We start from the raw sequence: 25,074 nt of genomic DNA, 5'->3' as shown, positions 1-25,074 counted from the left end.
ACCGCAACAGAGTGTCAATAGCGGTTGCCTCGCTCGCGGGCAACCCATTCCGCCATTTCGACCACACCTCCAGATGCCCTGATAGGAAAAAGTAGGCGTCACGCGGATCTACATGGCGTTGGCCCTCCACGTCGCGCGGGAAGTGGATTTCGGCCAGCGCGAAGGTGGCGCGCAGCGCTGGCGGTGTGAGTTCCGCGAGGTCACGGCGTGATCGCGTGGAGGGTGAGAAGGTCATCGGGCACCGTCCGTCCCTTTGGCGGCCGATCGTCGGATCATGCCGAGAAACTGCCGGCTAGTCATTGCGTACGTCCGGCGCGCTGTCCCAAACGCCTCATTCAACCGCTCGTTCAGTAGCGGCACCTGGCGTGACCGGTAGTCGGGCACCACGATCCGGAACGTCGGGTCGCGTAGGACTGCTTTGTTCGACAAGACCGATGCCAGGCGTCCGGGATCTGTGTAGTCCTTGACATCGACCCGCCAGGTCTTACCGTTCGGCTGCGCCACCGAAAGATCGTATGAGTCGAGGTCAGGCCATAGAGCGGCATGGACCCCCGGAATCTGGTTGCACTCCTCGCAAAGATGGCATTCCTCCAGGCCTGGGATGGTCGAATATCGCCACACCGCTGGCACCAGACAAAGGTGGTCCTCGACAGGATGCGCGGCGCAGTCGCGGTCACGGACGACTTGAATGCCTGGCAACTTCTTCCGATTGAATGGGCCGAGCTGTGGCGTCCCGGACTTCTGCCACACGACCGCGATCCAGCCCAGCATATCCGCGTGTGGGCGATACTGGCAGGTCATCCGATCCAGCTGTACCCGCATCGGCCACCCACATATCGGGCACCCGAACCAATACTTCTGGCCGTCTTTCGCCGTCCACGCCCACGCCGGAATCGACTCGTACAAGCCGTCTCGCGGTAATCCAGCTCGCTTGATCGCGTCATTGATGCCGACCAGGGGCCCTGCGGAATTGCGGATCACGGTGGACCGGGCCTCGACATAGCCGCTCTGTGATCCGGTGACCAGCAACTGGCGGAACAGCCAGCCTTGGACCTTCTCTGCGCTCAGCGACTTCCAGCTCCAACCGGCCATATCGGCCGCTGTCACCGACGGTGACATGTTCTCCAGGAGCAGGTCAGCCGCAGCGCTGCTGAGCCCACCGTCCTCCAGGAGATCTACAGCATCGCAGTCCTCACGCATTGACGGCGGCAGCAGTGACGACAAGCTGCCACCGAGCGCGTCGACGAACTCCACCAGTGGGAATACCCGACCGGTCGACACCAAGTGGGCCAGAGCAACCCGGCCGTGCAACTCCGCCACCCGCCGCCATTTCGTCCCCACTGGAACGCCATCACTCCACCACACATTCGCCGCCTGAACACAGGCAGTCACCACCGCCTCGCGTCCCATCGGCATCGCCAGCGACCCTGTCACCACGCCTCCTTCGCGGTCAGATATGCACGGCACCCTAACGACGAGCACCGACAAGAACCGTCCGACGAGCGCGCTGAACCGGCCTGCCGCACGAATCCGGCGCCCCAACCCTCACGATGGCTCGCCGTGTCGAGGCCTCAACGCGCGCCGCGTCCACGCGTCAGGAGGCCTGATCGTGTTCCGGTGAATGAGTTCTAGTGACGCGCGCCGCGTTCCCTCGGCGTGCGGCATCCACGTTCGCCCTGGTCCTATCCCTTCTCGACGACCCGTACGTTGAATTGTTCGACGACCCGCCGCGCCTTCCTCGCCGAAATCCTGGCCGAGATTCCGCGGATTGGAGGTGAGATCTTGCTCTCCTCTACCGTTCTCGTCAGCGCGTTGATCGACGTGGCGCCCGTCCCAACCGATCGTCACGGCCACCGGCGATAACCCTGTACTTGCTCCATGTTGCCCAGTCAGTCAGATTTTCGACCCGAGTCACTCTGCAGCGTCAGGTCATGGACTACCCAGTTGCTGGAGTCGAAGAAATTCAGATATGACGATGCTCGCTCTCGGTGGACTGCGAATGCGAGTAGCTGGGTTGGTCGTGTTGCTCCGACGAATACCAGTTGGGCGAGGTTCCGTACGGTGGCTGTTGCTCTTTCAAGGTCCCCGCCTGCTGAGAGTAACCTCAGCACCTCGTGCACATCGTGGTTCTTCCCGCGCCGGTCCAAGCACTCCAGAACAAGGGTCGCGGTATGAGTTTCACCCTTGGCACTCTGAATTGAGCCCAGCTCACTCCGCACTTTCTCCACCACAGCTCCGTCCCGTGGGATCACAGCCGCCTCGGAGATGCGCGCGGCCGGCGCGACGTAGTGCGCAGGCTCACCTAGCGTGATCCGAACTGGGCCGGCTTGACTCAACAACTCCGACAACAGGCCGTTCATGCTATTCATCAGGTGATTCCAGCTGGTTTCGTCGTCGTTCGAGTCGGTGAGGATGTCGAGGAGCAGGGCCCTCATTTGGGCGCCTGGGGTATCGGTGTCTCTGCTCAGGGAACGCAGTGCTGGGAGGACTTCATCCGTGGCGGACTTGGTCGCTGATCTGACCGCCTCCCACAGAAGGTCGACGGCGGCACGGCTTGCTCCAGATTGCCACTGTGCCCGTGCCTCGCGTGCGTTGATGAGCAGTGAGGCTGATCGACCGCTCGGCGTAGTCGCTGCGGATTCCGGTACGTAGCAGGCGAGGGACTGCGGGAATGCCTTCGATGTACCAGTTTGCAGGCGTGAAGCAAGGACCCGCGGCGCCCGCTGCTCGAGAAGCGGACGCGGAATGACCTCTGCTGCGATCCGCTCGAAAACCGGCACAACCTGGGTCACGCAGGTTTCGTCGTAGAGCAGGACCGCGATCGTTCCAGTAGGGCCCCTACCATGGATTGTTTGAGGGAGGTGGACCGTGAGTGAACTGGCAAGCTCGGCAATGCTGCTGCCAAATCGTCGGCTGACGGGTAATTCCAGAGAATCCCGGCGCGGGAAAGACGAGGGGGCCGTGGACCCATCAGTGAAGATCCGCTGGTTGACGTCACCGACACGTTGAACAACTGTCGAAGCGTCGCCGAAGACCTGGTCCAGAAGCTTCTGCTGTAGCGAGCTCGTGTCTTGCATTTCATCGACCAGGACGAAGGGGAAGCGGTGTGCGACCGCGCGACCCAGGCCTGAACGACGGGAGAGGTGCAGTTCGGCCAGGGCGAACATGTCCGCATAGCGAAAGATGCCTTGGCTGGCCAAATGATGCTTCAAACTGATGAACTGCTGTCCGCTTGCGCTGGTGGGGCCGAAGGGTAGTTCCCGGGAGGACACGATGGTGAGTTGGCCTTCTTCGAAGCGGAACTCAGCGTGAGCGACCAAGTCCGCGCCGTCGCGATGCCGGTTGAGGAAGGCTTTCAACGTTCTGAAGCTTTGTCCCTCTGCGAGGGTGCGTTTGGCGTGATATGTGTACTCGTCGTTATCGACAATCTGGACCTGCTTGCGCATCCCCCGGAGGTGTGGCATTGCGAGGAACGTGCTGGTAAACGATTGGATCGTTCCGATGAAATGCGGGTAGCGCTGTAACCGAGCACCACTGGGAGAGTCTCTGATCCGGGCGATGATTTCGTCCTTGGCAGTGTTGGTGTGTGAGAGCACGCAGATGCCGCGGGTCGTACTCGTCCAGTGGGTGGCGAGTATCAGGAGTTTCAGACTGATCAGGCTCGTCTTTCCTGAGCCCGGTGCGGCCTGTAAGTCCAGCGCGTCGACACGCTGGAGGAAGTCCCATTGCTCCTGGTCGGAGAGCTGCAATTCCAGTTCGGAAGCACACGCTTCAATACGATCGCGAGTGAAGGCATCCGCACGGTAAAGGGTCGTCATCGTGGCGCCGCCGAACGCAGGTGAGAGAAGGCCTGGACCAGGTATTTGGGTAGCTGTTCCTCGGTGATGGGAGTGGTCTGGAGAAGACGTGCGGCGTGTTGCGCGGTGATGGGCTTACTCGCCTTTTTCATGCGCAACGGCTCGTAGATCTTGATGGCTTTGGCCTCCAACGATTCTCCGTCGTCGCGCCATTGTGTGACCTGCTTCGCCGCTGACGTGTCGGACTCGGCGAGGGTGACCGCGTCGGGCCAGGCTGACTTCGACAGGACCGCTGCTTGCGCCGCCTGATGCATCAGTGTCGCCATTTCCCAGGACGCGGCGGCGAGGTCGTATTCGAGAGTCCAATGGTCGGAGACGAAAGTTCGGACGTTGCCGCTGTCGCCGGATGTCAGCTTGTCGAGGTGGTGGGTGATCTCGTCCGGTTCCATCTCTTGTGCGCATTTCAATTCACCCCGCATGTCATCGGGTGTTCCGGCCGGGACGAGGTCGCGGTCACGGATGCAGGCGATGGCCACGGGGATCTGCTCGCCGTCACGCTGGAAGATACGGCTGTAGCGGAATAAGCCCACGGTGCCAACGTTCACGACGGTAACGCCGCTCGCGTTGAAAGGACTCCCGGTCGCTGCGGCCAGTGCGGGGAGGAGGATGGCCTCAGCGTCGCCCTCCACGATCGCGACCGCACGGGCGAAGAACAGACCCGCCTTGGTGACATCGAGGAACCGGGTCAAGAACTCGTAATCGCCGCTACCCAGATAGGTCGAGCCTGGGGCGAGCCGGAAGGTACCTCCCCTGGCTACGAGGGTCAAGTGCTCTACTGGGATCGCAGACGCCAGGTTCGGGCTGTGGGTAGTCAAGAGAACCTGAACTGGAGCGGTGGAGCGCACACTGTCCTGACCGATCTGGGCGCGCTCTTGGAGCAGATCCATGATCCGGGCCTGCATCTGTGGGTGCAAGTGCGCTTCAGGCTCTTCGATCAGGAGCAGGGGCGCGATGTCGCTATTGCCGAGCAGAAGCAGCTCCGCAGCCATGAACAGAGCATTGTTGTACCCGAGCCCTCGCCGAGTCCACTCGCCTGTCTCTGGGGTCAAGGCCAGCTCGAGCCGCTCCAACGCCCGGGCCAGCGTAGCGTCCCCGGACACTGTGATCTGGCCCCGCAGTTTATCGGTACCGATCGCGAATCTACTGAGGTAGTCGCCATTGATGTCCTCGAGTGCTAACAGTACTGCGTTGTTCTTGGCCAGATGGTGCTCGGCACGACGGAGAATTCCGACCAGAGTGCTTGCGGAGTCGGCCTCTTCATCGAAATCGTCCACCTGTTCGGCGGTCATGGCCGGGTAGCCGGCCAGGATCTGCGACAGCCGCGATCCGCGACCAGAACGCATTTCGGCTTCCGCGTCGCGCAACGGACGCAGGTAGGTCGCCTTCAGTAGCTCGCGCGCCGCACCGTCCAGCGCAGGACCACTGCCGTCCGGTCCGGTTCGAGTACTGATCGAGATACGCTTCGGACGTACCGGGTCCATCATTTCGGCATGTACGGTGACGAACAGGCTGGCAACGCCCCCGCGGTCGGTCGTGACGAGTTCGAGGAAGGTCGCCTGTTCCTCCACGGTGAGCTCGGTGAAACCGCACGTGATGGTGAAGGATGTTGCTCTGCCCGCAGGGCCGACGTGAAAGTCGTCTCGGGTGACCCGGGAGTAGTCCGCCGCGGTGGTGAGCAGACAGATACGGATCGCGTCGATAATCGCGGACTTTCCGCTGTCATTCTCACCGACCAGCACGTTCGTACCCCGGTCGAGCTCCAGCTCTAGACGACCATCTTCATCACTGTGCTCGCCTGGGGCCGATCCGAAAATCCGGAAGTTCTCAGCACGCACGCACGACAAGTACATCGTCGCTCCCCTGTTACCAGACCTGCGCTCCTGCGCGCAGGTATCCCCGACCGCTCCGCCTGCATGCGGTTTCGAAAGATATTACGAGACGCCGGGTATCACCCTGCAGTGGGATCAACCCGTCACAAACCACCGGGCCAGGCATCCCATCGGCCGCGTCGGCGGCGTCAACGAGAGCTGTGGTCGGGCGAGCGCAGGGCCGGTCTTGCAGTCGCGACGTTGTCCGCTACCCCGCACTCGACCCACAGCTTTGGGGCCCACAGGCGAACCCCTTGAATGCGTCCAGGAAGAACGGTACTGGTTCCGTGACCACCACTTCGACGTCCGATCCGGCCTGGGTCATTCACCACGGCGATCGCCTGGCGCGTGGTGGCCTGGCTGACGAGCATCCGCGAAGGTCCGCGGCGGCAGTCCGAGAGACACCGGAAGTTCCTGATGCCCGTTGACCACGATGCTGGGCAGCCGTTTCAGCTGGCCTGCACCAGTGGTCAGCTGCATGTCCCGAAACCGGGTGAACAGGGCAGGCAGTGCGATCGTGGCTTCGAGTCGAGCCAGAGGCGCACCCAAGCAGAAATGAGCGCCGTGTCCGAAGGCGAGATGGTCTTTCACCCGGCGTCGCGGATCGAATCGGTCCGGGTCGTGATGGATCCGCGGATCGCGTCCGACGGCGGCCAGCGAGGCGAGCAGGACGTCGCCTTTCGCGATCCGGAGGGAGCCGGTGTCGAGGTCGATATCGATATCCTCGACCGCGAACCGGAACGGCATGTGCACGATCGGCGGCTGGACCCGCAGGCACCCGGGCCAGCGGACCTCGAGCGCGGAGCATTGCCAGCTCGGCGGCCAGGTCGGCGCCGGTCAACACGATCGGTTCCTGGTTCACGGTGTATGCCGTCATCGGTTCATCTCCCGGGCAGAAGTTGATAGCTGGAGTTGTGGTGGCATCGCGAGCCGCAGCGGCGGACAGGCAGCAAAGACGACGTGGAGTTCGGCCACGGCACGGTGGAATGCCCCGGGTCGCCATCGCACTCCGTGGTGAGGGTCGGCGAGCGCGATATCGGGGGCGACGTCGAGAAGCTGGCCGATGGCGCGGTGGATCATGATTTCTGCCAGCGACTGCGCCGGACATTCGTGCGGTCCCCCACCCCACGACAGATGAGCCCGGTTGCCGGAACGGTCGCCGCCGACGGGCAGGATCGCAGGATCGTTGTTAGCGGCAGCCATAGAGATGACCACGGGCTGGTGCGCGGGCAGCCATACGCCCTCGATCAATTGCGCCTGCCGCGGGTAGCTCATACAGAAATTCATGAGCGGGGTGTCCGAGTAGAGGACCTCGTCGATGGCGTCACGAATCGAGAGCGAACCGTCGAGCATCCCACCGGCGAACCGGGGATCGGTCATCATCAACAGGACCGTGTTGGTGATGACGTTGGCGGCCGGCTCTGTGCCCGGCCCCAGAAGCAAGGCCAACTGCTCAACGACCTCCCGGTCGTCGAGGTCGGCCGGGTGTGTGATCAACCGTGTGATGACGTTGTTGCGCATGGCGGTTCCGCTGGTTTTCAGAGCAGCGCGTGTGGCCGTGACGACCTGGTACAGGCCTGCGGCGAACCGCGGTCCCGCCTCGGCGACGCCGTCCAGGATCGCGGCCATGTCCGCCCATGCCTGCTCCGCCTCGACGGGGGGAAGCCCGAGCAATTGGCTCATCACCTGGAACGTCAACGGCGCCGCGTATTGACCGCGTAGCTCTGCGATCCCCGATTCACAGAAGGCATTGATCAGTTGCTCGGCAACCTGGTCGACTGCCGCCTCCACGGCATACAAATCGAGTGGGGCCAGCGCGTCGACGATCGCCCGGCGGTACCGGGCGTGCTCTGCACCGGCGGTACGGACCGCGTTGCGGCGACACCTCAGCATGGCTTTGGCCGGGCATTCGTCGGGGATGTCACGCTCCCAGATCTGCGGGTCGGCGGGGAAGCGGTCAGGGTCGTTGAGGATCTGCAGAGCGGTCCGGTAGCCGACCACCAACGTCGCCGGGACCTCCGGTTCCAGCCATACTGGCACCAATGGTCCGTAGATCTTTCGCATGTCCCGGTAGGCGGCGTGGGGATCGTCTGCGAACTCCTGCGAGTACAACGCCACCCGGCCTCGCACCACCACCATCCCGCTTCCAACCGCAGGACTGACTCCAGGCTGCGGGGCCGGCACCGCTATCATCGGCCGGATCCCTTGGCCCCGGTGTTCTTCGTGCTTTCCGCCGACTTCATTCGGAGGCTCAACCCTTTCGTTCTCGAACTCTGGTTCGGCTGTTGGTCCCCGTGCCGAACGGGCGACAGGGACAAGTGGCTTCTACTGGCCTTCCTCATGGCCTTTCCTTATGGCATTCGGCAGGTCAGCAGCCTGATACCCAAGATCCCCACGCGGGAGTGCGCGAGCGGAGGCAGACGGCAGATACCCGTGGCGACCTCGTCGATGAGGTCGCTGTACTCGCCACCCAGCCAGCGCAACTGAGCGAGCGCATCGTCGACTTCGCATGCCCCGACCCGTGACCGGGGCGCACGGAAGGCGATCGCGCAGCAGCTCGCGATCTGGTCCACCAGAGCACCGAACGATTCAGTGTTCGTCCGCGCGCCCAACCGAGGGTCCGGTGCCGCGGCGGCGGCCAGCATGTCGATGTCGCGCATCAGGCGCAATCGCTGAGCATCGAGAACTCCGGGACCGGCTTCGAGGTACAGAGCTGCATGAAAGTCGCCCAGTTCGGACGCAGCCTCGACGACCGGACTCGAGCTGAGGATTGGCAGGCCCCGGCAAGCAAGCTCGAGCACGACCTCATCAGCGAGAAGTTCTCTCACAAGGGACATGACGAGCCTGTCATTCCCGCTCGACCGGCGTCTTGACAGCCCGGGCCGCCGCAGTTGCATTCACCGACTCGTCTGATGGCGGCGCGGGTCAGCGGGCTACCTGTGCGGGCGCGGACACAGGTCACCAAGTGCTGCGGATGCATCTTCTCTGCCCTTTCGGGATTGCCGGTACAGGTTCGATTCGCTCGGCTCAGAGGCGTTGCGAACCGGGCTGATTCAGGCTGGCATCGGAGACAGATCATGAACACGGGTCGCTGTCCTAGACTTGCCCTACTCTCGCATTCCGATGGCTGCCGATCGGCGGTCTCCGTGCGATTCGACAAGGGGGATGAGCCGGGCTGATGGCATCAGTAGTGGCCAGATGGACGGGATACGAGGCGCGCGCACTGCGTGAGGCCACGAGGATGAGCGTCCGTGAATTCGCCGCTCATCTGGGAGTCAACGATGCGGCGGTCTCCAACTGGGAACGACGTGGGGCCGAAGCGAAGCTGCGCTACGAGACGCAACAGATTCTTGATACGGAACTGGCTCGATCCCAGCCGGATGTAGTGACCAGATTCGAATTCATCCTGCAGTCCGCAACGCGAGGCGACTCATCTGAGGACAGGACAGGGCCCGCACGGTCGGCGCCGGTCGAGCATCAGCTCGGCGATCGCTCCGGACCGCGGACCGTGTTCCTTATGGAAACGGCCGGAGCAGCTCTCCTCGAAGGGCCGTACCGCGTAGAGCGAGCGGCCGTATCGCGATTTCGGCAATTCCTGGAATCCACAGCAAGGGTATTCGTCATTGCCGGCGGTCTGGGCAGCGGCAAGACTTGCCTCTCCCAGTATCTGATGCGCGACGGCGCAGACCATGTGAATTTTCAGCTCCACGTGTGCTCGACGTGGGCCTTACCGACCACGGATCTGGCGACCGAGATCTTGCGGTATGGATCCCTGCCGGGAGGCGATGATGCGCTACTCGCCCTGGAACGTGCGGCCGACGCGTTGGCAGGTCCGCTCATGGTCGTCGTGGACGGTATCGCGTCGGAGGAGCAACTCTCCTTTGTAGGTCGACAGGTCGATGCCATCCTGCGTCAAACCAGCTCACACGACCTTCGGTTTGTACTGGTAGTCCGGACACCGCCAGAGCTGGATCTCTCCTCGTTCCCGATCTTGGCGGCGTCGACGTTCGGCCGCGTGGGCGCGTCTCCGACGGCTTCGTACACCGTGATGCCGTGGTCCATCGCCGAAACACGCGAATGGTGGGATGCCACCCGTCGCGAGAACGAGACCCCTTTCGCGCATCTACCGCCACCGCTGCAATCGCTGGCGACGATCCCTCTGTATTCCCAGATGCTCCATGGCGCCGGACAAGCCGTCCAAGGCGGGACAAACGATCGTGTGGCGAATGGATTCCACCTTGTCGACCACTGCGTACGAACACTTCTCGGTCAGCACCCGCAACCCGTCGCTTCGACCACCGACCACCTGGCTCAGATCGCATGCGAATTGACACCCGATGCGATACCCAGCGGTCTGGTCGATTCGTCCCGAACACTCCTCGCTTCCAATGAATCCCGGCGTCCGGTTTCCCCGTTCCTGGAGCAGGGCCCTGACCAGTATCTTCGATTCACCCACGGCGTCTTCTCGGCTTACTTTCTTGCGATTTGGATCGCTGATCAGATGGCCGACCTCGGGAGATCCTCGACCACCGTCGCCGCGTTCAACGAGCTCGCCGCCGGAGCCTCACAATCGGCTGCCGCGCGCACTGTCTTCGATTTCCTGGTCTGCGCTCTCGACGCCCGCGCACGCCACCTCATCGGGGTCATCGCCTCGGCACCAGCGGTCAATGTCGATATTGCGTTGCCGATGTTGCTCGACACCATGGTCTCCGCCGGAGTGCTGGTAGACGAGGTCGTACGCTCAGCTGCCCACCGCTGTTCTCATGCGCGGGCACAGGCGCTGACCATCGCGGTGTTGGCAACACCAGCTCTTCCCGAAGTACTCGGCGACCGGCACGCCCAGTGGTTGGTCGAGCAACTGCGTACCCATGGATCGGACATCTGGCCCCACATGGCACGCCATGTCGAAGATGTACTCGACGTGGAGATAAGCGCCCGCATCTCCACACAGATCGATCTCGACTCGGCGCCGGAAGCCGCGTTCCTCGCCCGCTATTTCGATCTCTTCACCGGCCCGGGTCATGATCCCCGTGGAGTCCTGCACCGGCTCGTGCACCACCTCGACTGGCGTGTACGCGCTGCGCTCGCCGAATCGCTGCCCAGACGCCACAGCCTCGGCCCGCCACAGGCGGAGGCTGTCATCGAGCAGCTCGCCACTGATCACGACTACAAAGTGCGAGCCGGCCTCGCCCGGATCGTCAGCGCCCTCGATACTCCCAACGCCTACCGTGTCTTTCGCCGACTCCTCGCTGACGGAAACTGGCATGTGCGCGAGCAAGCCCTCCGGGGAGTCGTTGCTGCAAGGCGAGAACCCGCGTCCGACCGAGCGGTTGCCGACGATATCCTCTCCATTGTCGCGACCGACAAAACCTGGCTCCGGCCGCCCACGCAGGTCGCGAAGCTCGTGACCCGAATACAGCTGCTGAGCGGCGTCGCCACCCCCGATTCGCTTCCGGCTGGAAGCATCGGCCTCATAGGCCTGCTCAAGGAGGTGCGATCAGGGTGGATCCCGCTCCCATACCAAATCGAGGAGTCTCTCGTCTCCTGCGGCGAACGCTCCACACACTGGCTCACGGCTCGGGAGGCCAGTGCGGTCCGGCGGCGACATGAGCGGGGAACCACGAGTATCCACGAATGGTATCGACGCCGCCGCGGCAAACGCTCCCTCCAGATCGCGCTCGACGTACATACGCTCGACCGCGCCATCGAGATAGCCCATGTAGCGCTGAAAGCCGGGGCGGACTTCATCGAGATCGGCGACCCCCTGATCAAGAGGGCAGGTATCGCCGCGATCGAGAACATCAAGCGTTGCACACCGGACACAGCCGTCGTCGCTGAAATGATGTCCTCCGATTGGGGACGCGACCAGGTCGAGCTCGCCGCCGAAGCGGGCGCTGATGTCGTCCTCTTGATCGGCCCCGCGTCGACAGCCAGCGTTTCCACCGCCGTCGCCGCGGCGCAGCGGCTCGGCGTCGCGCTCACCCTCGACGTTGCGCCCCAGCACGTCACACCGGCTTGGATACGCGATATGGAGCGCACCGGAATCGACGGATTCGTCGTCACCACCAACATCGACCTCGGTGTCCGCGGCGACCACCACCCACTCGACACAGCCGCGGAAATACGCAGGTACAGCCAGCTGCCCGTTGCGGTCTCCGGTGGCTTCGACCCCGACGACGACGCGCTGAACAATGACAACTGGGACATCGCCATCATCGGCCGAAGCGTCGCAGACGCTGTCACCCCGGCCGATACGATTTCCCAGCTCGCCAGGCTCGAGCGCAAGTTCCGCACCAAGGAGAACCTTTGATCATCACCCCCCTCCAGCTCGAACACATCGAAGACGTCCGCGAGCTGATGCGGCTCGGCGAGCCCTACATCAGCGCACGCACCCTGTCCGACTACTGGCTGTACGCAACGCTGTTCTCCACCACCTGCCCCGTGGCGATCAGCCCGGACAACACGATTGCCGGCGCGGTGATGGCGTTCCGAAGCCAGGATGACCCCGCAGATGTGTACATCCAGGACGTCATGGTCCACCCGCAGTACCGGCGCCGCCGTATCGCCCACTCACTTTTGGGCTCCGTGCGATCCCGAGCCGAGGTCTGGGGTTGCCGCCGCCTATATCTGACCTCCGAACCCGACAACCGGGCAGCACACGCGAGTTGGACTTCGCTCGGATTCGACAACGTAGTCGGTGACCATGAGGTCGACGGAATCTCCGTGACCGCCGACTTCAAAGGCCCCGGTCGGGACCGGGCCGTCTACGCCCTTTCCCTGGAATGAATCTCGGCTGCTCGCGAATTACGCCTCCATGCCCAGCTTCGCTCAACCCGCCCCGGCGACGACGCCCCGGACAACGTTTCAACTTGATACCTGGCTTCGTAGGCCACGTATGCCGAGACACCGCGAAGGGTGCACCGATTAGTCGGTAAATGCACGCTGGCACAGTCCACGCGAGTCTGCTGATCAGCCACGCACAGCGCTCTCGCAGCGAGCCAGTGGCCAGTTGGTTCTGGTCGCGAATCTCGGCACCACCTTGGTTGCGAATCCCAACACCGCTCGATTTGGTGTTCGTGAATCTCGACAGCACCTCAGTCGGATGATCAGTATCGAACCGCAGCGCCGACGTCCGCTGTTCACCACCCGTCAGGGGACGGCCTCACAGCGAGGCGTCGGACACCGACTGCCGTATTTCGTTGCGTGAACATGTTCCAAATCTGCAATGCGATACCGGCGTCCGGTGACCCGCCGAACGCCCTGTAATGCCGATGAGCGGCTACCTGTCAACTCGGGATTTGCGGCAGTTCAGCCCTACGCCGAGCGGATCGTGTCACGCGCGGCGCGATTCGCCTGAGGCAGTCGACAACAGCTGACGATAAGTCGGAGTCTCTATCCGCTCAGTCCGAAAACGGGCTGGAAATCAGCCACCACAGATTGGTATCGACAGTCCGCGTGAGCGGGTGCTTGGACCCCAGCACCCGGTCACAGTCGGTGAGGACCGCCTCGTACAGGGTGATCGCCTCGTCCACCCGCCCCGCCGCCTGGTAGCCGTAAGCGAGATTGTTGCGGCTGGTCAACGTGTCTGGGTGCTCGGAGCCCAGCACCCGCTCACGATCGGTGAGAACCGCCGCGAGCAGGGTGATCGCGTCGTCCGCCCGCCCCATGGTCGCGTAGGCGCTAGCGAGGTTGTTGCGGCTGGCCATGGTGGCGGGGTGCTCGGAGCTCAGCACCCGCTCATAGTCGGTGAGGACCGCCTCGTGCAGGGTGATTGCCTCGTCCACCCGCCCCGCCTTCCGGTAGGCGTCAGCGAGATTGCTACGGCTGGCCATGGTGTCCGGGTGCTCGGAGCCCAGCACCCGCTCACGATCGGTGAGAACCGCCTCGTGCAGGGTGATTGCCTCGTCCACCCGCCCCGCCTTCCGGTAGGCGTCAGCGAGATTGCTACGGCTGGTCAAGGTGGCGGGGTGCTCGGAGCCCAGCACCCGCTCATAGTCGGTGAGAACCGCCTCGTACAGGGCGATCGCCTCGCCCACCCGCCCCGCCTTCCGGTAGGCGTCAGCGAGATTGTTGCGGCTGGCCAAGGTGGCGGGGTGCTCGGAGCCCAGCACCCGCTCATAGTCGGTGAGAACCGCCTCGTACAGGGCGATCGCCTCGCCCACCCGCCCCGCCTCCCGGTAGGCTCTAGCGAGGTTATTGCGGCTGGTCAAGGTGGCGGGGTGCTCGGAGCCCAGCACCCGCTCATAGTCGGTAAGGACCGCCTCGTACAGGGCGATCGCCTCGCCCACCCGCCCCGCCTCCCGGTAGGCGTCAGCGAGATTGCTACGGCTGGTCAAAGTGGCGCGGTGCTCGGAGCCCAGGAGCGTGGACGATCTCGCGGCGATGTGTTCTCCGCGTTCGATGGTCGCGGACAGGCTTGTACCCGACCGTGCGGAATGCCACACCGTAGCGGACAGTGATCGAAGGAGCGCAGCGGCTGTCTCAGTGGTTATCGCGCGGTCTTCTACTACTGACCATGCGTGGTCCAGATGCGCAGAGGTTTCGGCGACCACGACAGCATCGTGGACCGTGAGCGAGTCGTAACTCACATCCGGCCGCAATATTGCCACGGCCGATCGAGCTGTGGCGTCGAGGGTTTCGTCGTCGGTGAGGCGGTACTCGCGCAGGGCGCGGGCGGTGAGGCGGTGCATGACGACCCGACCGCCGGTGCCGGTGAGGATCGACAGGTTCCGGCAGGCGTCGATGGCATCAGCGACAAGCCCGCGATCCTCGGGTATGAGCCGGTGCAGGGTGTCGACCAGGACACCTTCGGGGGCCAGTATCGCGATGACCCGCAACAACATATCGATGATGGGTCCGCAGGTGTGGTCCACGGCTGCGTCGACAGCTTCTCGTAGCGCCGTGTCCATGGGGAGCGGGTAGTCACTGCCCGGGTGTCGTGGCAGAGTCTCGGCGAGGGTTCGTGTGCGCAGGAACGTGCTGTAGTCGCCGAAGGTGGGGAACCGGGTGGAGCGCTGGGTGATCGTTGCTGCCGCGACCGCCAATCCGAGGGCGTGGTCGCCCAGGAGTTCAGCGAGTTCGCCGGCACCGGCGGGGTCGGTGCGGGCGGTGCGGGTGATCAGATAACCCACCGATTCGTCACGGGTGTAAGTGCTGACGTGCACCTGTGTACCGATCACCGCGAATCGGTGGTCGGTACTGGTGATCAGGGTTCGTGTGGACCGGGTGGGCCGGTACTCGGCGATCAGGTCGGGGTCTACCGCGTTGTCGAAGATCAGCAGATGCCGACCGGACCGGTCGTTCAACGCCCGCACCACAGCCCGAGCCGAGGCTCGGGCATCACCGTCGGGGTCGGCGACACCGAGGATCAGGGCCAGACGGTGGAGTTCGGCTTCCAGCTTTTCACGGGATTCGGCGTTGAACCAGGCCACAACACCCGCAACGGGCTCTGCCAGCCGCTGACGCGCGTAGGCGGCAGCGAGCTGGGTTTTGCCGATGCCCCGCAGACCGGTCAGCGAACACAACGACACCTGGGTACTGGTCCGGAACCCGTCAGCGATCTCCTCCAGCGTGGCTCGCTCCACGAACCGAATTGGCACGTCAGGGAAGTCGCCGACCCGAAGCAACTGCTCGGTCAGGTCGTGTCGTACTGCCCGGTTCACGATCTGTATGGCGACGTTCCCGCCGATCGGGGAACCGGATATTTGAACCGTGACCGGCCCGGCCCGGCCCGCGCTGGCACTGCCGGTGGGCTGTAAGTGTGTGTCGGGACCGGCGGTCCCCGGCACACTCACCGAGGGTGGGGCGGCTCCCCGGCGGTGATGTCGGTGGCGTTAAAGTCCTGTGCGATCTTAGCGCCGGTCACCCGTACCCCGACATCGGAGGCGTGGATTCGGTGCGCGTTGAACGATCCACCGACCTCAATATCGGCCAAATCCAGGCCGATCCGTTCGAAGGCTTCCGGGCTGTGCTCACCGATCGTGTCGATGACCTGCTGCGCGGCCGCGAGCAGATCCTCATCGGTCTCCGCGCCCGCCTCTGTCAGGTCTTCCTCGAGTGATACTCGTTTGGCCTCGGAGTCGGGACGCCGTTCCACTCCCGACACGTCCACACTCGGATACCGGCTGCGAAGAATCTGTTTCAGGCCCGCGTAAGCATCGGTGACCGCGAGTTTGGCTGCCTCGGTCAACCCCGCACCCGCGCCCGCAGCAACCAATGCCACCGCAGCAGTGACGACCGTCAAATCCATACATGCCCTCCCATGATCCGCCCCCGACCTTGACTGTTGCCCCCGATGCTATTCGAGATCGCCCGCCGACACGGACTAAATTCAGCAGCTACGCCTCGAACCAGTACCCACTGCATTACTGGCTGCCAGCCGGGACCGGGTGCGTGGCCTGTTCCAACGCCCCTGCCAGTGCTCCAACGTGACACATTTCGGCACCGACTGCGACGCATCGCCGCATAGGCGATGGCCTCGCCCGAGGAACACGCACTGATCACCACCGACCCCAGCGAACTCGCCGACACCGACAATGCGGGGGAAGCCGGGCTCGACCTCGCCGACGCCGTGATCGCTCCTGCCGGTCGCAGCACGGAGGAAATCGACTTCGACGACGAGCACGGGGATGACCGGGGCGATGGGGATACATACGTCGATGTCCAGGCGGCATAGGCTATGCCGGGCCTTCGGTACTCGGCCGCTCAGACCGGGCTGAGTGGGATATTGCTCGACCCTGCCACAGCGCTGCGAGACCTCCTCGACACTGCCGCACGGGTCGTCACCAGCCCGGCCTCCGTGACCGGCGTCCTGCTGGTAGTGGCGGTGCTCGCACTCACGCGGATTCTTGCCGGCGTGCGCCAGCGCCGGCTGGGTGTCGACGCCCGCCAGATCACAGTCCTCACGCCGCCCGAGGTCGATCCGAAAGGTGCGGCAGCGTTGTGGGCGCATTTGACCGGGCAACTGCGCCCGGCATGGCGGCGCGCAGTGTTCGGGCAACCACACCTCGGATTCGAATACACCGTGACCCCAGAAACCGGTGTCGCTATTCGGATCTGGGTTCCCGGTCGAGTTCCACCGGGGTTGGTGGAGCGGGCGGTGGCCTCGGCATGGCCGGGTGCACACACCCGGACCAGCCACACCGCCACAGGCCCTCTCCCACTTCCCGGGGCCAAGGCACGGCAGGTACTCTCCGGCGGTGCGCTGCGACTGGGACGCCGCGAAGCACTGCCTATCCGCACCGATTACCACGGTGGGGATCTGGTCCGTGACTTGATCTCCGCCGCCGACGATCTCGCGCCCGGCCAAGCCGCCTGCGTGCAGGTGCTGGCACGGCCGGTCACCGGCCGTCGCGTCCGCCGCGGCACTCGCACCCACGCCACCACCGTATGGCCGGTTGCGCTGCTACGAGAAGTCCTCGACTTGCTCACTCCTGGCCCGGTTCGCCGTTCCGGCCGAACCCGCGTTGCAGCCGCGACTCGGACGAAGGACCGGCAGGTGGCGATGCAGGACACCACGGAGCACCGTGCTGCCGCCGATAAAGCCCGGGGCGGGCACTGGGAGAGCGTCGTCCGCTACGCCGTCGCCGTGCCCGACACGGGCAACCGATCCGCGGCAAGAGCCGTGGCGCGGGGGCGGGCGGGTGCGCTGGCGGTGGTGTTCGGGTCGTGTACCGATCACAACTACTACCGGCACCGCCGCCACCGACGATTGGGCTCGGCGCTCGCGCACAGACGGCTCGGCCGTGGCGACCTGCTGTCCGTAGCCGAACTAGCAGCGATCGCGCACCTTCCGCACGATCCGGCCATCCCCGGAGTGCAGCGCGCCGGTGCCCGCGCCATTGCACCCACACCCGAGATCCCGGTCGCGGCAACCTACGCGAAAGCCCTCGGTGCCTCCGATACCCCGGGTGGGCGTTCGGTGGCGGTGCGGGTCGCCGATGCCCGCCATCACCTGCACGTGCTCGGGCCGACCGGGGTCGGGAAATCCACGCTGCTCGCGCGGTTGATTCTCGATGAGGCCGACCAGGACCGCGGGGTGGTCGTCGTCGATCCCAAGGGGGACCTGATCACCGATATCCTCGCCCGCCTCCCCCGCCGGTGCGCCGACCGCGTCGTGTTGTTCGATGCCGATTCCCGCAGCCGGCCACCGTGTTTGAATCCGCTCGACACACCCGCCGATCGTGCAGGTACCGACCGAGCGGTGGACAACCTGGCCACGATCTTTCACCGCACCTTCGCTCAATGGTGGGGCCCGCGTACCGACGATGTCCTGCGGGCGAGTCTGCTCACGCTGTGCCGCCAGCCCGGGGTCGCGACATTGACCGACCTCCCCCGCCTGTTGACCGAACCCGCGTTCCGTGCCCGGGTCACCCGAACAACCAGCGACCCGATCCTGCGGGGGTTCTGGTCCTCGTATGAGGAATTGACCGATTCGGCCCGTAACCAAGTCATCGGGCCCCTGTTGAACAAGCTGCGGCACTTCTTGTTCCGGCAATTCGTGCGCGATTCCCTTGCTGCAGGACCCTCGACCGTGGACCTGGGCGAGGTCCTCGACCAGGGTGGGATCTGTCTGGCCCGGATCCCGAAGGGCTCCCTCGGCGAGGACACCAGCCGGCTCATGGGTTCGCTGCTGGTCGCCCGCACCTGGCAAGCCACCACCGCGCGCGTAGCTACCCACCCCGACCAGCGCGCCGACGCGTCTCTTGTCTTGGACGAAGCCCACAACTTCCTCAACCTCGCCACCCCGGTGGAGGACATGCTCGCCGAAGCCCGCGGTCTGCGCCTGTCCCTGGTCCTCGCACACCAGAACCTCGGCCAACTGCCCTCGGATATGCGTGCCGCAGTCTCGGCCAACGCCCGCAACAAGGTCATCTTCACCGCCTCTCCCGAAGACGCCCGCGAGCTGGCCCGCCACACCAACCCTTGGCTGTCCGAACACGACCTGACCCACCTCGACGCCTACCACGCCGCCGCCCGGATCCTGGTCCGCGGCCAGCAAGCTCCGCCGTTCACCCTCACCACGAAACCTCTGCCGCCAGCTGTTCCGGGCCGTGCTCGCGAGATCCGCACGGCGGCGCGTGCACGCCTCGCCACACCACCGCAGGCGCCGACCGAACCGGTGACCGAACGAGATCCGGATCTCAGCAAGCCAACCACCCGGCTAACGGTTGCCCGCGATCCCCGCCTCTCTTGACCGTCGTCGCCGCAGCTGCCGTAAGTCGCCCGACCGACAGGTAATTCGATTCTCGGAGGTTGGTTCACATGATCAGTCGCCCGCTCCGCCAATCCGACCTGCGCGCTCCCCGGCGCGCCCGGGTGACGGCCACCGACCACGCCGAGCTGGTGGTGCGGCTCACCGCCCGGGACCGGTGGATCCTGCGGATGCTGCACGAACACCGAGTCCTGACCACCCGCCAACTCGCCGACTTGGCATTCCCCACCTACACCAAGGCACGGCGCCGCCTCCTACCGCTGTACCGCTGTACCGCTACGGCGTCCTCGACCGGTTCCGGCCCCTACGCACCCGAGGCAGCGCCCCGATGCACTGGGTCCTCGCCCCAGCGGGCGCCGCCGTGGTGGCCGCCGAAGCCGGGATCGCAGTCCGCGACCTGCACTACCGCCACGAACACGCCATGGGCATCGCACACAGCCTGCTTCTGGCCCACACCGTCGGCATCAACGAGTGGTTCACCGCCCTCACCACCACACCAGGGTCAGGGCAGGTGCTGACGTGGTGGTCGGAAACCCGCTGCCGCCAACTCTGGGGCGATCTGGCACGCCCGGATGCCTACGGCCGCTATACCCACACCGGCACAGTGTTGGATTTCTTCCTCGAATACGACCTGGGCTCGATCACCCTGTCCACTGTCGCGAACAAGCTCGCCGGCTACGCCGAGCTCGCCCGTTCCACCGGCATTATCACGCCTGTCTTGCTCTGGGTACCCACCAGCCGCCGCGAAATCAGCGCCCGCCAAGCCCTGCTCGACATCTGGCGCACACTGCCCGACCCGACCGCGGTGCCGGTTGCAACCGCCGCCGCCGACCGCCTCGACCCTGCCTTCGCGCATCCGAGCCCCGCCGATCGCGTGTGGCTGCCCCTCGACGAACCCAGTACCGGCCGGGTGGCGCTACACCAACTTACCGCCGCGTGGCCGCATCTCGCCCCTCCACCAGTGCCCACCGACGAGCCGGTCCCACCCGCAGCCAGCGGGCCTGCGGCCCTACCTGCCCCTGCACCCCAACCGCCCAACGGCGAGGGAGAGCCGTCATGATGACCAAAGCACTCTGTGCCGGTGCTGCGGCGGTGGTGTTCTGCTCGATCGTCATCGCCGCGGTTGTCGCCACCGTCGCTGTCTACGACTACACCCCGGTCCCTGCCCCGGGAGCTGCTACAGGGCCGAGTACCGAAGCCCTCACCGATATACCGCCCGAGATGCTGGTGCGCTACCAGCAAGGCGCTGAGTCCTGTCCCGGCCCGGACTGGTCGATCCTCGCCGCCATCGGCAAGGTCGAAACAGACCATGGCCGCTCCCCGCTACCCGGCGTGGCCACTGGGGAGAACTTCGCCGGAGCCGCCGGCCCGATGCAGTTCCTCGCCCCGACCTTCGACTCCGTCGTCGCCCGCCACCGGCTACCACCGGGCGGGGCGAGCCCTCCATCGCGGTACAACCCCCACGACGCCATCCACACAGCCGCCCACTATCTCTGCGATTCCGGCGCCCCCGGCGACCTGTATGCCGCAATCTTCGCCTACAACCACGCCGACTGGTACGTCCGCGACGTCCTCGCCCAAGCCCACCGCTACTCCACCCACGCCACCACCCCACCTCCCGGCAGCGGAGACTGCGCCGATATCCGGGCAGCAAGCGCCACAGCGGCGACCGTGATCTCGTTCGCCTGTCAACAACTCGGGCTGCCGTATGTGTGGGGCGGCAACGGACCCGAGCAATCCGGCGGGTGGGACTGCTCCGGCCTCACCCGAGCCGCCTACGCCGAAGCCGACATCACCATCCCTCGCACCACCTACGACCAAGTCCACACCGGCCCCCGCATCCCCGAAGACCAACTCCAACCCGGCGATCTGCTCTTCTACGGCACCACCGCCGACGTCCACCACGTCAGCCTCTACCTCGGCGCCGGAAAAATGCTCCACGCCCCGACCTTCGGCGAGCCTGTCCAGATCTCGGATCACCGATGGACCGGCGACGACTACTACGCCGCCACTCGCCCCGCCGAACCCGCTCCGGAACCGGCGCCCCAGCAGTAACGGACCCGCGACGGGTGGGCCGAGCCATTCGTTCCGGACAGGAGACCGATCCCTATGACTGCACCGAACACCGTCAGCGCACTGGTGGACTTCGCCCACATCCCTCCCGGCGGCACCGAACTCGTCCACCACCTCGACGAAGTCGAAATCCCTCTCGTCACCGACCCGGACGACTGCGACCACCAGGACAGCATCTGCCCCGACTGCGCACACCTGTGGAAACCGGAGCACCTGTTCGCCGAACCCCTCCCTTGGGATCACGACCACCCCGACAACACTGGACCTTGACAACAAACGAGAGCCTGGAGTGCCGCTTCCAGCACCCACGAACCACACAGCCCCGGCAGCGCTCCAAAAGTCCAAAGAGCAGACCATGCCGAAACGCGACCACGGCGGCAGGGTCGGTGCCGGATGGGCTGCGACACGCGTAACCCGCGGCCTCGCACTTGGCGAGTCCGCGGGTTACGGGATCCTGGGTGCTAGTCGGCGGAGTGAACGCGGGCAGCGTTGGCGGCGGCCGACGGATTGGCGAAAACCCGGCCATCAGGCAACATCAATCCACCGCACGCGGTGATCAACACCGTCACATCACTGTCCGGACTCGCCACTGTATCTCCCACGCGTATTTTTCCGGCGTCGATCAGATCGCAGACGGTCACCCGGCGAACACGTTCGAAAGGGAACGGTTCGTCGAATTCATAGTCCAGCTGCCACGACGGCGCACACTCCGTGCAAATTCGGCCGTCCCCGTGGTCGCAGTCATCGACAGAAACCACCTTAAAAAGGACTTTCCGCATTCGGCGGACATATTCGCCCGTACCGATGATCGCGTAGGACTCGTCCAGGCGGGCAGTGAGAACGATGTTATCCATGAGAGGTCTCCATGTCGTCGATAGATCGATCTGGTGGTGCGGCCGGTTCCGCACCCTGTGGCCCGACCGGGGCAGATGGCGGGCGGCAGAGCCAGACCGAGCTCGCTCACCTACACCGGCCTTGACCACGGCTGTTCCCAGACAGAACAGCCGAGTCGTTGTCGAAATTCTCAGTATCAGTGGACACGACTTATCTCCGGATATCGATAGGGGAATGAGTGTCATGTCCCGGCTGTGACGGTCAACGAACTCCGGTGGGAATACCGGATTCCAGGGTTTCCGGATCTATGAACGCTCGATACGCGGCGAGTTGTCAAGCCACATTCGAAGCGGAAACAATTGCGGTACTGGCAATCACCGATTCATGACGTGCGTCAGCCCTATGCGACGATTCTCTTCGCGTTCCGCTTGACAATTCGCGCATACGGAGCGTCCATGGAGACCGGAACCCTATGAATCCGAATTCTCGGGGTTCCGTCCCGGCCGGGACATGACGAAACACACCACCCACCAAAGCTTCCCAGGAGGAAGGTCATGTCCACACTCACCACAGATCCTGCCCGCACAACCGCCGAAGATGCCCTGTGGGCCGTCATCAACACCGAACCCACGACCGCCGCCGACCTGGCCACCGCCGCCGACATCAGCCAGTCGAAGGCCCGCAAAATCCTCAACCAGTGGGCCAGCGACGGCAGCGTCACCCGCCATACCGACAACACCAACACGCGCGCCGCCGCCCGCTGGAGCATTGCCACCACCGAGCCCGGTGAAAGCACCGAAACTGTCTCTCACGCAGTGGACACCGGCGACTCCCCCACCCACCACGACATCAACCCGCTACCGGATACCGGCGACACCAGCGATTCCGAATTCGCAATCTCGCTCGAACAGGCCACCGAAACTGAACCCGCTACCGGTCCGGCGCCTGCCGGGCAGAACAGCGAGGAGTCGCCGAACCCGGACAAGCTCGCCTCCGGTGCGTTACGGGGATTGGTCGAGGACCACCTGCGCGACAACCCCGGGGAGGAATTCACCCCGCATCAGATCGCCAATGCACTCGGCGGGCGCTCGTCCGGCGCCGTCCACAACGCGCTGGTCAAACTCGCCAAAACCGGTATCGCGGAACAGACCTGCGACCGCCCCAAGAAATTCGCCCTCACCCCCGACCCACAGTAGACGTCCCACCCGTCCCTGTTCGCGCTTGGACCGACGGTCTGCGAATCGATTCAGAAGGATCCACACGACATGAACATCACGACACCCGCCCACCGGCTGCGGACCGAACCACTACCGCTGTGCCGACTTGTGCACCGCGTGTTCGCCGAATACGAGGACGGCACCAGCATCTGCCTCGGCGCGCTGCACACCGACGGCCACCAGTGGCAGTGGGTAGACAAACACACCGGACTACCCGCCAGCACCGACCGCACCTACGACACCGCCCAACAGGCCGCGGCCGCCATGATGGCCCGCGCCTACCCGGCGTGGCAGCCACCGCGCACACAGCCCGCCCACACCGCCGCCGGACGCGGACCAGCGCGCACCTGAACGACGCGCATCACGGACGTGGCGCCCATCGCCGACGCGATGGGCGGCACGTCCTTCTCGATCAGTGGGCTTTCTGAACGGCCGTGTCCAAAAGAAGGCCGAAAAGGCGGAGTTCCCGATGCGGCGAGACAACCCTCCCCGCCCGGCCGAACTCGACGCCTTCAGGGAGCCCCACATGCTCAACCACCACCGATTCACCTCGCGGCAGACCCGTACATGCCGTACGCACCGCGACCACACCTCGCCACCACAGCGCGCCGCACGTGCTATAGCGGCAGCCGCCGCTGTAGCCATCGCAGCGAGCACCGTCACGGCCGTCGCTACCGGGGCAGCCAGCGCGGAACCCGCCAATAGTGTGAACTGTCCACGGTGGACGGCGGTACTGGTGCCCGGTACCGGGGAAACCACCCCCGGGGCGGATCCGGCCGCTGCCGTGGGGACACTGGCACCGATCGGTGACCACCTTCGCACCCGCTACGGTGCCGATATTGATGTGCGGTCGCTGCCATATACCGCCGCGCCCGCCCCGTACCAGCAGTCGGAATCCGATGGCGTGCAAGCACTGTTCGGGGCCCTGGCAGGGTTGTGCCCGAGCACGCGGGTCGTGTTGGCCGGGTATTCACAGGGCGCGGACGTCGTGGGCGACGTACTCGCCGGGATCGGGCAGAAACGGGGACCGATCCCGGAGGCGCAGGTCATCGCCGCCGGGTTGTTATCCGATCCGAACCGCGACCCGAGCACACCGCAACTCGGGGCACCGGTCGCCGGGCAGGGTATCGCGGGCCCGCGTGAAGACTTCGGTAGCCTCACCGACCGAGTCCGCACCGTCTGCGCGGCCGGCGACCTGTACTGCGCCACATCCCCCGAAACATCGCCCGCGCTCACTACGCTCGGCCGCGCGTTCACCGGAAACCCCTCTCTTCTCGACGATCCCACAGCTGCGAGTTCGACGGGGATGCTGGATCCGTCCTCGGTGACCCGGCAGGTCGTCCTCGTGCTCGGCGGGTTGGCCGAGTTTGCGGCGAATCTTCCCGCGATCGGCGACAACATCGTGCGACTCCCGCAGGCCGTGCTGGCCGGTGATATCCCCAGCGCGCACCGAATCAGCGGCGAGCTGAACAACTTGTTCAACCCGTTGGTGCAGGTCGCGGATGAGGTCGATCTGCGCCTGGTCGCGCGCGCTCTGTCGCTGGCCGCCGCAGCCGACCCGAGCGGCTGGACCGCGGTCGCTGCGCAGGTGGTCGATCTCGTGGCCCGGGTCGATATCGGCCGGATCGCCATCAACATCGGCCTCGCGCAGGACATCGCCTGGCGCGCAGCGGACAAACTCGCCGTCGGCGATCCCGTCGGCGCCGGCCTCGAGCTGACCGGCCTCGCCCCGGTGGCCACCGACCTCACGGCCACCGCGGCCGCCGCACTCGTCGGGGACGGCGCCGGCCAGCTCACCGGTCTCGCCGCCGACCTGACCGCACACACCGATCCCGCCACGAGTTCTGCGTTGTCGGATATGGCCGACCTCGTCCGTCAGGGCGGCGACGCCGCCGAGTTCTACACCTCGGGTGTACACCAAACCGGCTACGACCTGGGCGTCCGCAATGTCGCAGACTGGCTCGCCAGCCGCATCGACCACAGCAAATGAAGGATGACGAACTCGGCAATGT

General features: G+C 65.0%; 19 protein-coding genes and 1 pseudogene. 11 read left to right on the top strand and 9 right to left on the bottom strand.

The genetic code is table 11. From position 1 onward, the window contains the following. Window positions 1-231 precede the first annotated feature (231 nt). From IEY68_RS19340 to IEY68_RS19315, 6 genes are all read right to left on the bottom strand, one after another. Complete coding sequence (locus IEY68_RS19340) at window positions 232-1,434, bottom strand: restriction endonuclease-related protein (protein ID WP_189094377.1); 1,203 nt, start codon at window positions 1,432-1,434, stop codon at window positions 232-234. A gap of 455 nt (window positions 1,435-1,889) precedes the next feature. After that, window positions 1,890-3,818: a UvrD-helicase domain-containing protein gene (locus tag IEY68_RS19335; protein ID WP_062998608.1), complete on the bottom strand. Its 1,929-nt coding sequence runs from the start codon at window positions 3,816-3,818 to the stop codon at window positions 1,890-1,892. Continuing rightward, window positions 3,815-5,692: an ATP-dependent nuclease gene (locus tag IEY68_RS19330; RefSeq protein ID WP_189094376.1), complete on the bottom strand. Its 1,878-nt coding sequence runs from the start codon at window positions 5,690-5,692 to the stop codon at window positions 3,815-3,817. Before IEY68_RS19330 ends, IEY68_RS19335 begins: the two co-directional genes overlap by 4 nt. A gap of 354 nt (window positions 5,693-6,046) precedes the next feature. Beyond that, window positions 6,047-6,499: a cytochrome P450 gene (locus IEY68_RS36940; RefSeq protein WP_308434981.1), complete on the bottom strand. Its 453-nt coding sequence runs from the start codon at window positions 6,497-6,499 to the stop codon at window positions 6,047-6,049. A 99-nt stretch (window positions 6,500-6,598) separates the two neighbouring features. Then, window positions 6,599-7,918, bottom strand: coding sequence for a cytochrome P450 family protein (locus IEY68_RS19320; RefSeq protein ID WP_373292989.1), 1,320 nt, complete (start codon window positions 7,916-7,918; stop codon window positions 6,599-6,601). Window positions 7,919-8,076: 158 nt separating this feature from the next. Beyond that, window positions 8,077-8,385 carry a hypothetical protein gene (locus IEY68_RS19315; protein WP_062998616.1) on the bottom strand — a complete coding sequence of 103 codons (309 nt, stop codon included), beginning with the start codon at window positions 8,383-8,385 and terminating at the stop codon, window positions 8,077-8,079. A 581-nt stretch (window positions 8,386-8,966) separates the two neighbouring features. Here IEY68_RS19315 and IEY68_RS19310 point away from each other — a divergent pair. Next, on the top strand, window positions 8,967-12,035 hold the full coding sequence (locus IEY68_RS19310) for an orotidine 5'-phosphate decarboxylase / HUMPS family protein (protein WP_189094375.1): 3,069 nt from the start codon (window positions 8,967-8,969) through the stop codon (window positions 12,033-12,035). Then, entirely contained in the window at window positions 12,032-12,511 is a 480-nt protein-coding gene (locus tag IEY68_RS19305) for a GNAT family N-acetyltransferase (RefSeq protein WP_062998620.1), read from the top strand. The genes IEY68_RS19310 and IEY68_RS19305 overlap by 4 nt, the downstream gene beginning before the upstream one ends. 614 nt (window positions 12,512-13,125) lie before the next feature. Here IEY68_RS19305 and fxsT read toward each other — a convergent pair. Together fxsT and IEY68_RS19295 are read right to left on the bottom strand one after the other, a co-directional pair. Beyond that, complete coding sequence (gene fxsT, locus IEY68_RS19300) at window positions 13,126-15,309, bottom strand: FxSxx-COOH system tetratricopeptide repeat protein (protein WP_189094374.1); 2,184 nt, start codon at window positions 15,307-15,309, stop codon at window positions 13,126-13,128. A gap of 206 nt (window positions 15,310-15,515) precedes the next feature. Next, on the bottom strand, window positions 15,516-15,974 hold the full coding sequence (locus tag IEY68_RS19295) for a Het-E N-terminal domain-containing protein (protein WP_058853745.1): 459 nt from the start codon (window positions 15,972-15,974) through the stop codon (window positions 15,516-15,518). 222 nt (window positions 15,975-16,196) lie between these two features. On the opposite strand from IEY68_RS19295, the gene IEY68_RS19290 reads away from it, so the two are divergent. From IEY68_RS19290 to IEY68_RS19270, 6 genes and pseudogenes are all read left to right on the top strand, one after another. Beyond that, window positions 16,197-16,400 carry a hypothetical protein gene (locus IEY68_RS19290; protein ID WP_058853744.1) on the top strand — a complete coding sequence of 68 codons (204 nt, stop codon included), beginning with the start codon at window positions 16,197-16,199 and terminating at the stop codon, window positions 16,398-16,400. 3 nt (window positions 16,401-16,403) lie between these two features. Beyond that, the gene (locus IEY68_RS19285) at window positions 16,404-18,920 is read left to right on the top strand and encodes a type IV secretory system conjugative DNA transfer family protein (protein WP_058853743.1); all 2,517 of its coding nucleotides are present in this window, start codon (window positions 16,404-16,406) and stop codon (window positions 18,918-18,920) included. 68 nt (window positions 18,921-18,988) lie between these two features. After that, window positions 18,989-19,195: pseudogene (locus tag IEY68_RS37130) on the top strand (replication-relaxation family protein); the annotation flags it as partial. Further along, window positions 19,096-19,998, top strand: a complete 903-nt coding sequence (locus IEY68_RS19280; protein WP_199804872.1) for a replication-relaxation family protein — start codon at window positions 19,096-19,098, stop codon at window positions 19,996-19,998. The pseudogene IEY68_RS37130 and the gene IEY68_RS19280, both read left to right, overlap by 100 nt. Continuing rightward, a complete protein-coding gene (locus tag IEY68_RS19275) occupies window positions 19,995-20,993 on the top strand; it encodes a C40 family peptidase (protein WP_058853742.1) in 999 nt (332 codons plus the stop codon). The genes IEY68_RS19280 and IEY68_RS19275 overlap by 4 nt, the downstream gene beginning before the upstream one ends. A gap of 54 nt (window positions 20,994-21,047) precedes the next feature. Then, entirely contained in the window at window positions 21,048-21,281 is a 234-nt protein-coding gene (locus IEY68_RS19270; RefSeq protein WP_058853741.1) for a hypothetical protein, read from the top strand. A 191-nt stretch (window positions 21,282-21,472) separates the two neighbouring features. Here IEY68_RS19270 and IEY68_RS19265 read toward each other — a convergent pair whose 3' ends face one another. Further along, window positions 21,473-21,865, bottom strand: coding sequence for a hypothetical protein (locus tag IEY68_RS19265; protein WP_058853740.1), 393 nt, complete (start codon window positions 21,863-21,865; stop codon window positions 21,473-21,475). A 534-nt stretch (window positions 21,866-22,399) separates the two neighbouring features. On the opposite strand from IEY68_RS19265, the gene IEY68_RS19260 reads away from it, so the two are divergent. The 3 genes from IEY68_RS19260 to IEY68_RS19250 all read left to right on the top strand — a co-directional run bounded on the left by IEY68_RS19260 (window position 22,400) and on the right by IEY68_RS19250 (window position 25,052). After that, complete coding sequence (locus IEY68_RS19260; RefSeq protein WP_058853739.1) at window positions 22,400-23,041, top strand: hypothetical protein; 642 nt, start codon at window positions 22,400-22,402, stop codon at window positions 23,039-23,041. A 69-nt stretch (window positions 23,042-23,110) separates the two neighbouring features. Beyond that, window positions 23,111-23,413, top strand: coding sequence for a hypothetical protein (locus tag IEY68_RS19255; RefSeq protein WP_058853738.1), 303 nt, complete (start codon window positions 23,111-23,113; stop codon window positions 23,411-23,413). Window positions 23,414-23,768: 355 nt separating this feature from the next. After that, window positions 23,769-25,052, top strand: a complete 1,284-nt coding sequence (locus IEY68_RS19250) for a cutinase family protein (protein WP_058853737.1) — start codon at window positions 23,769-23,771, stop codon at window positions 25,050-25,052. Window positions 25,053-25,074: the final 22 nt, after the last annotated feature.

Origin of the sequence: Nocardia jinanensis (assembly GCF_014645735.1) — a bacterium.
GTDB classification, from domain to species: Bacteria; Actinomycetota; Actinomycetes; order Mycobacteriales; family Mycobacteriaceae; genus Nocardia; species Nocardia jinanensis.
The sequence above is the reverse complement of the archived record's forward strand: the minus strand, read 5'-3'. Positions and strand labels throughout refer to the sequence as shown.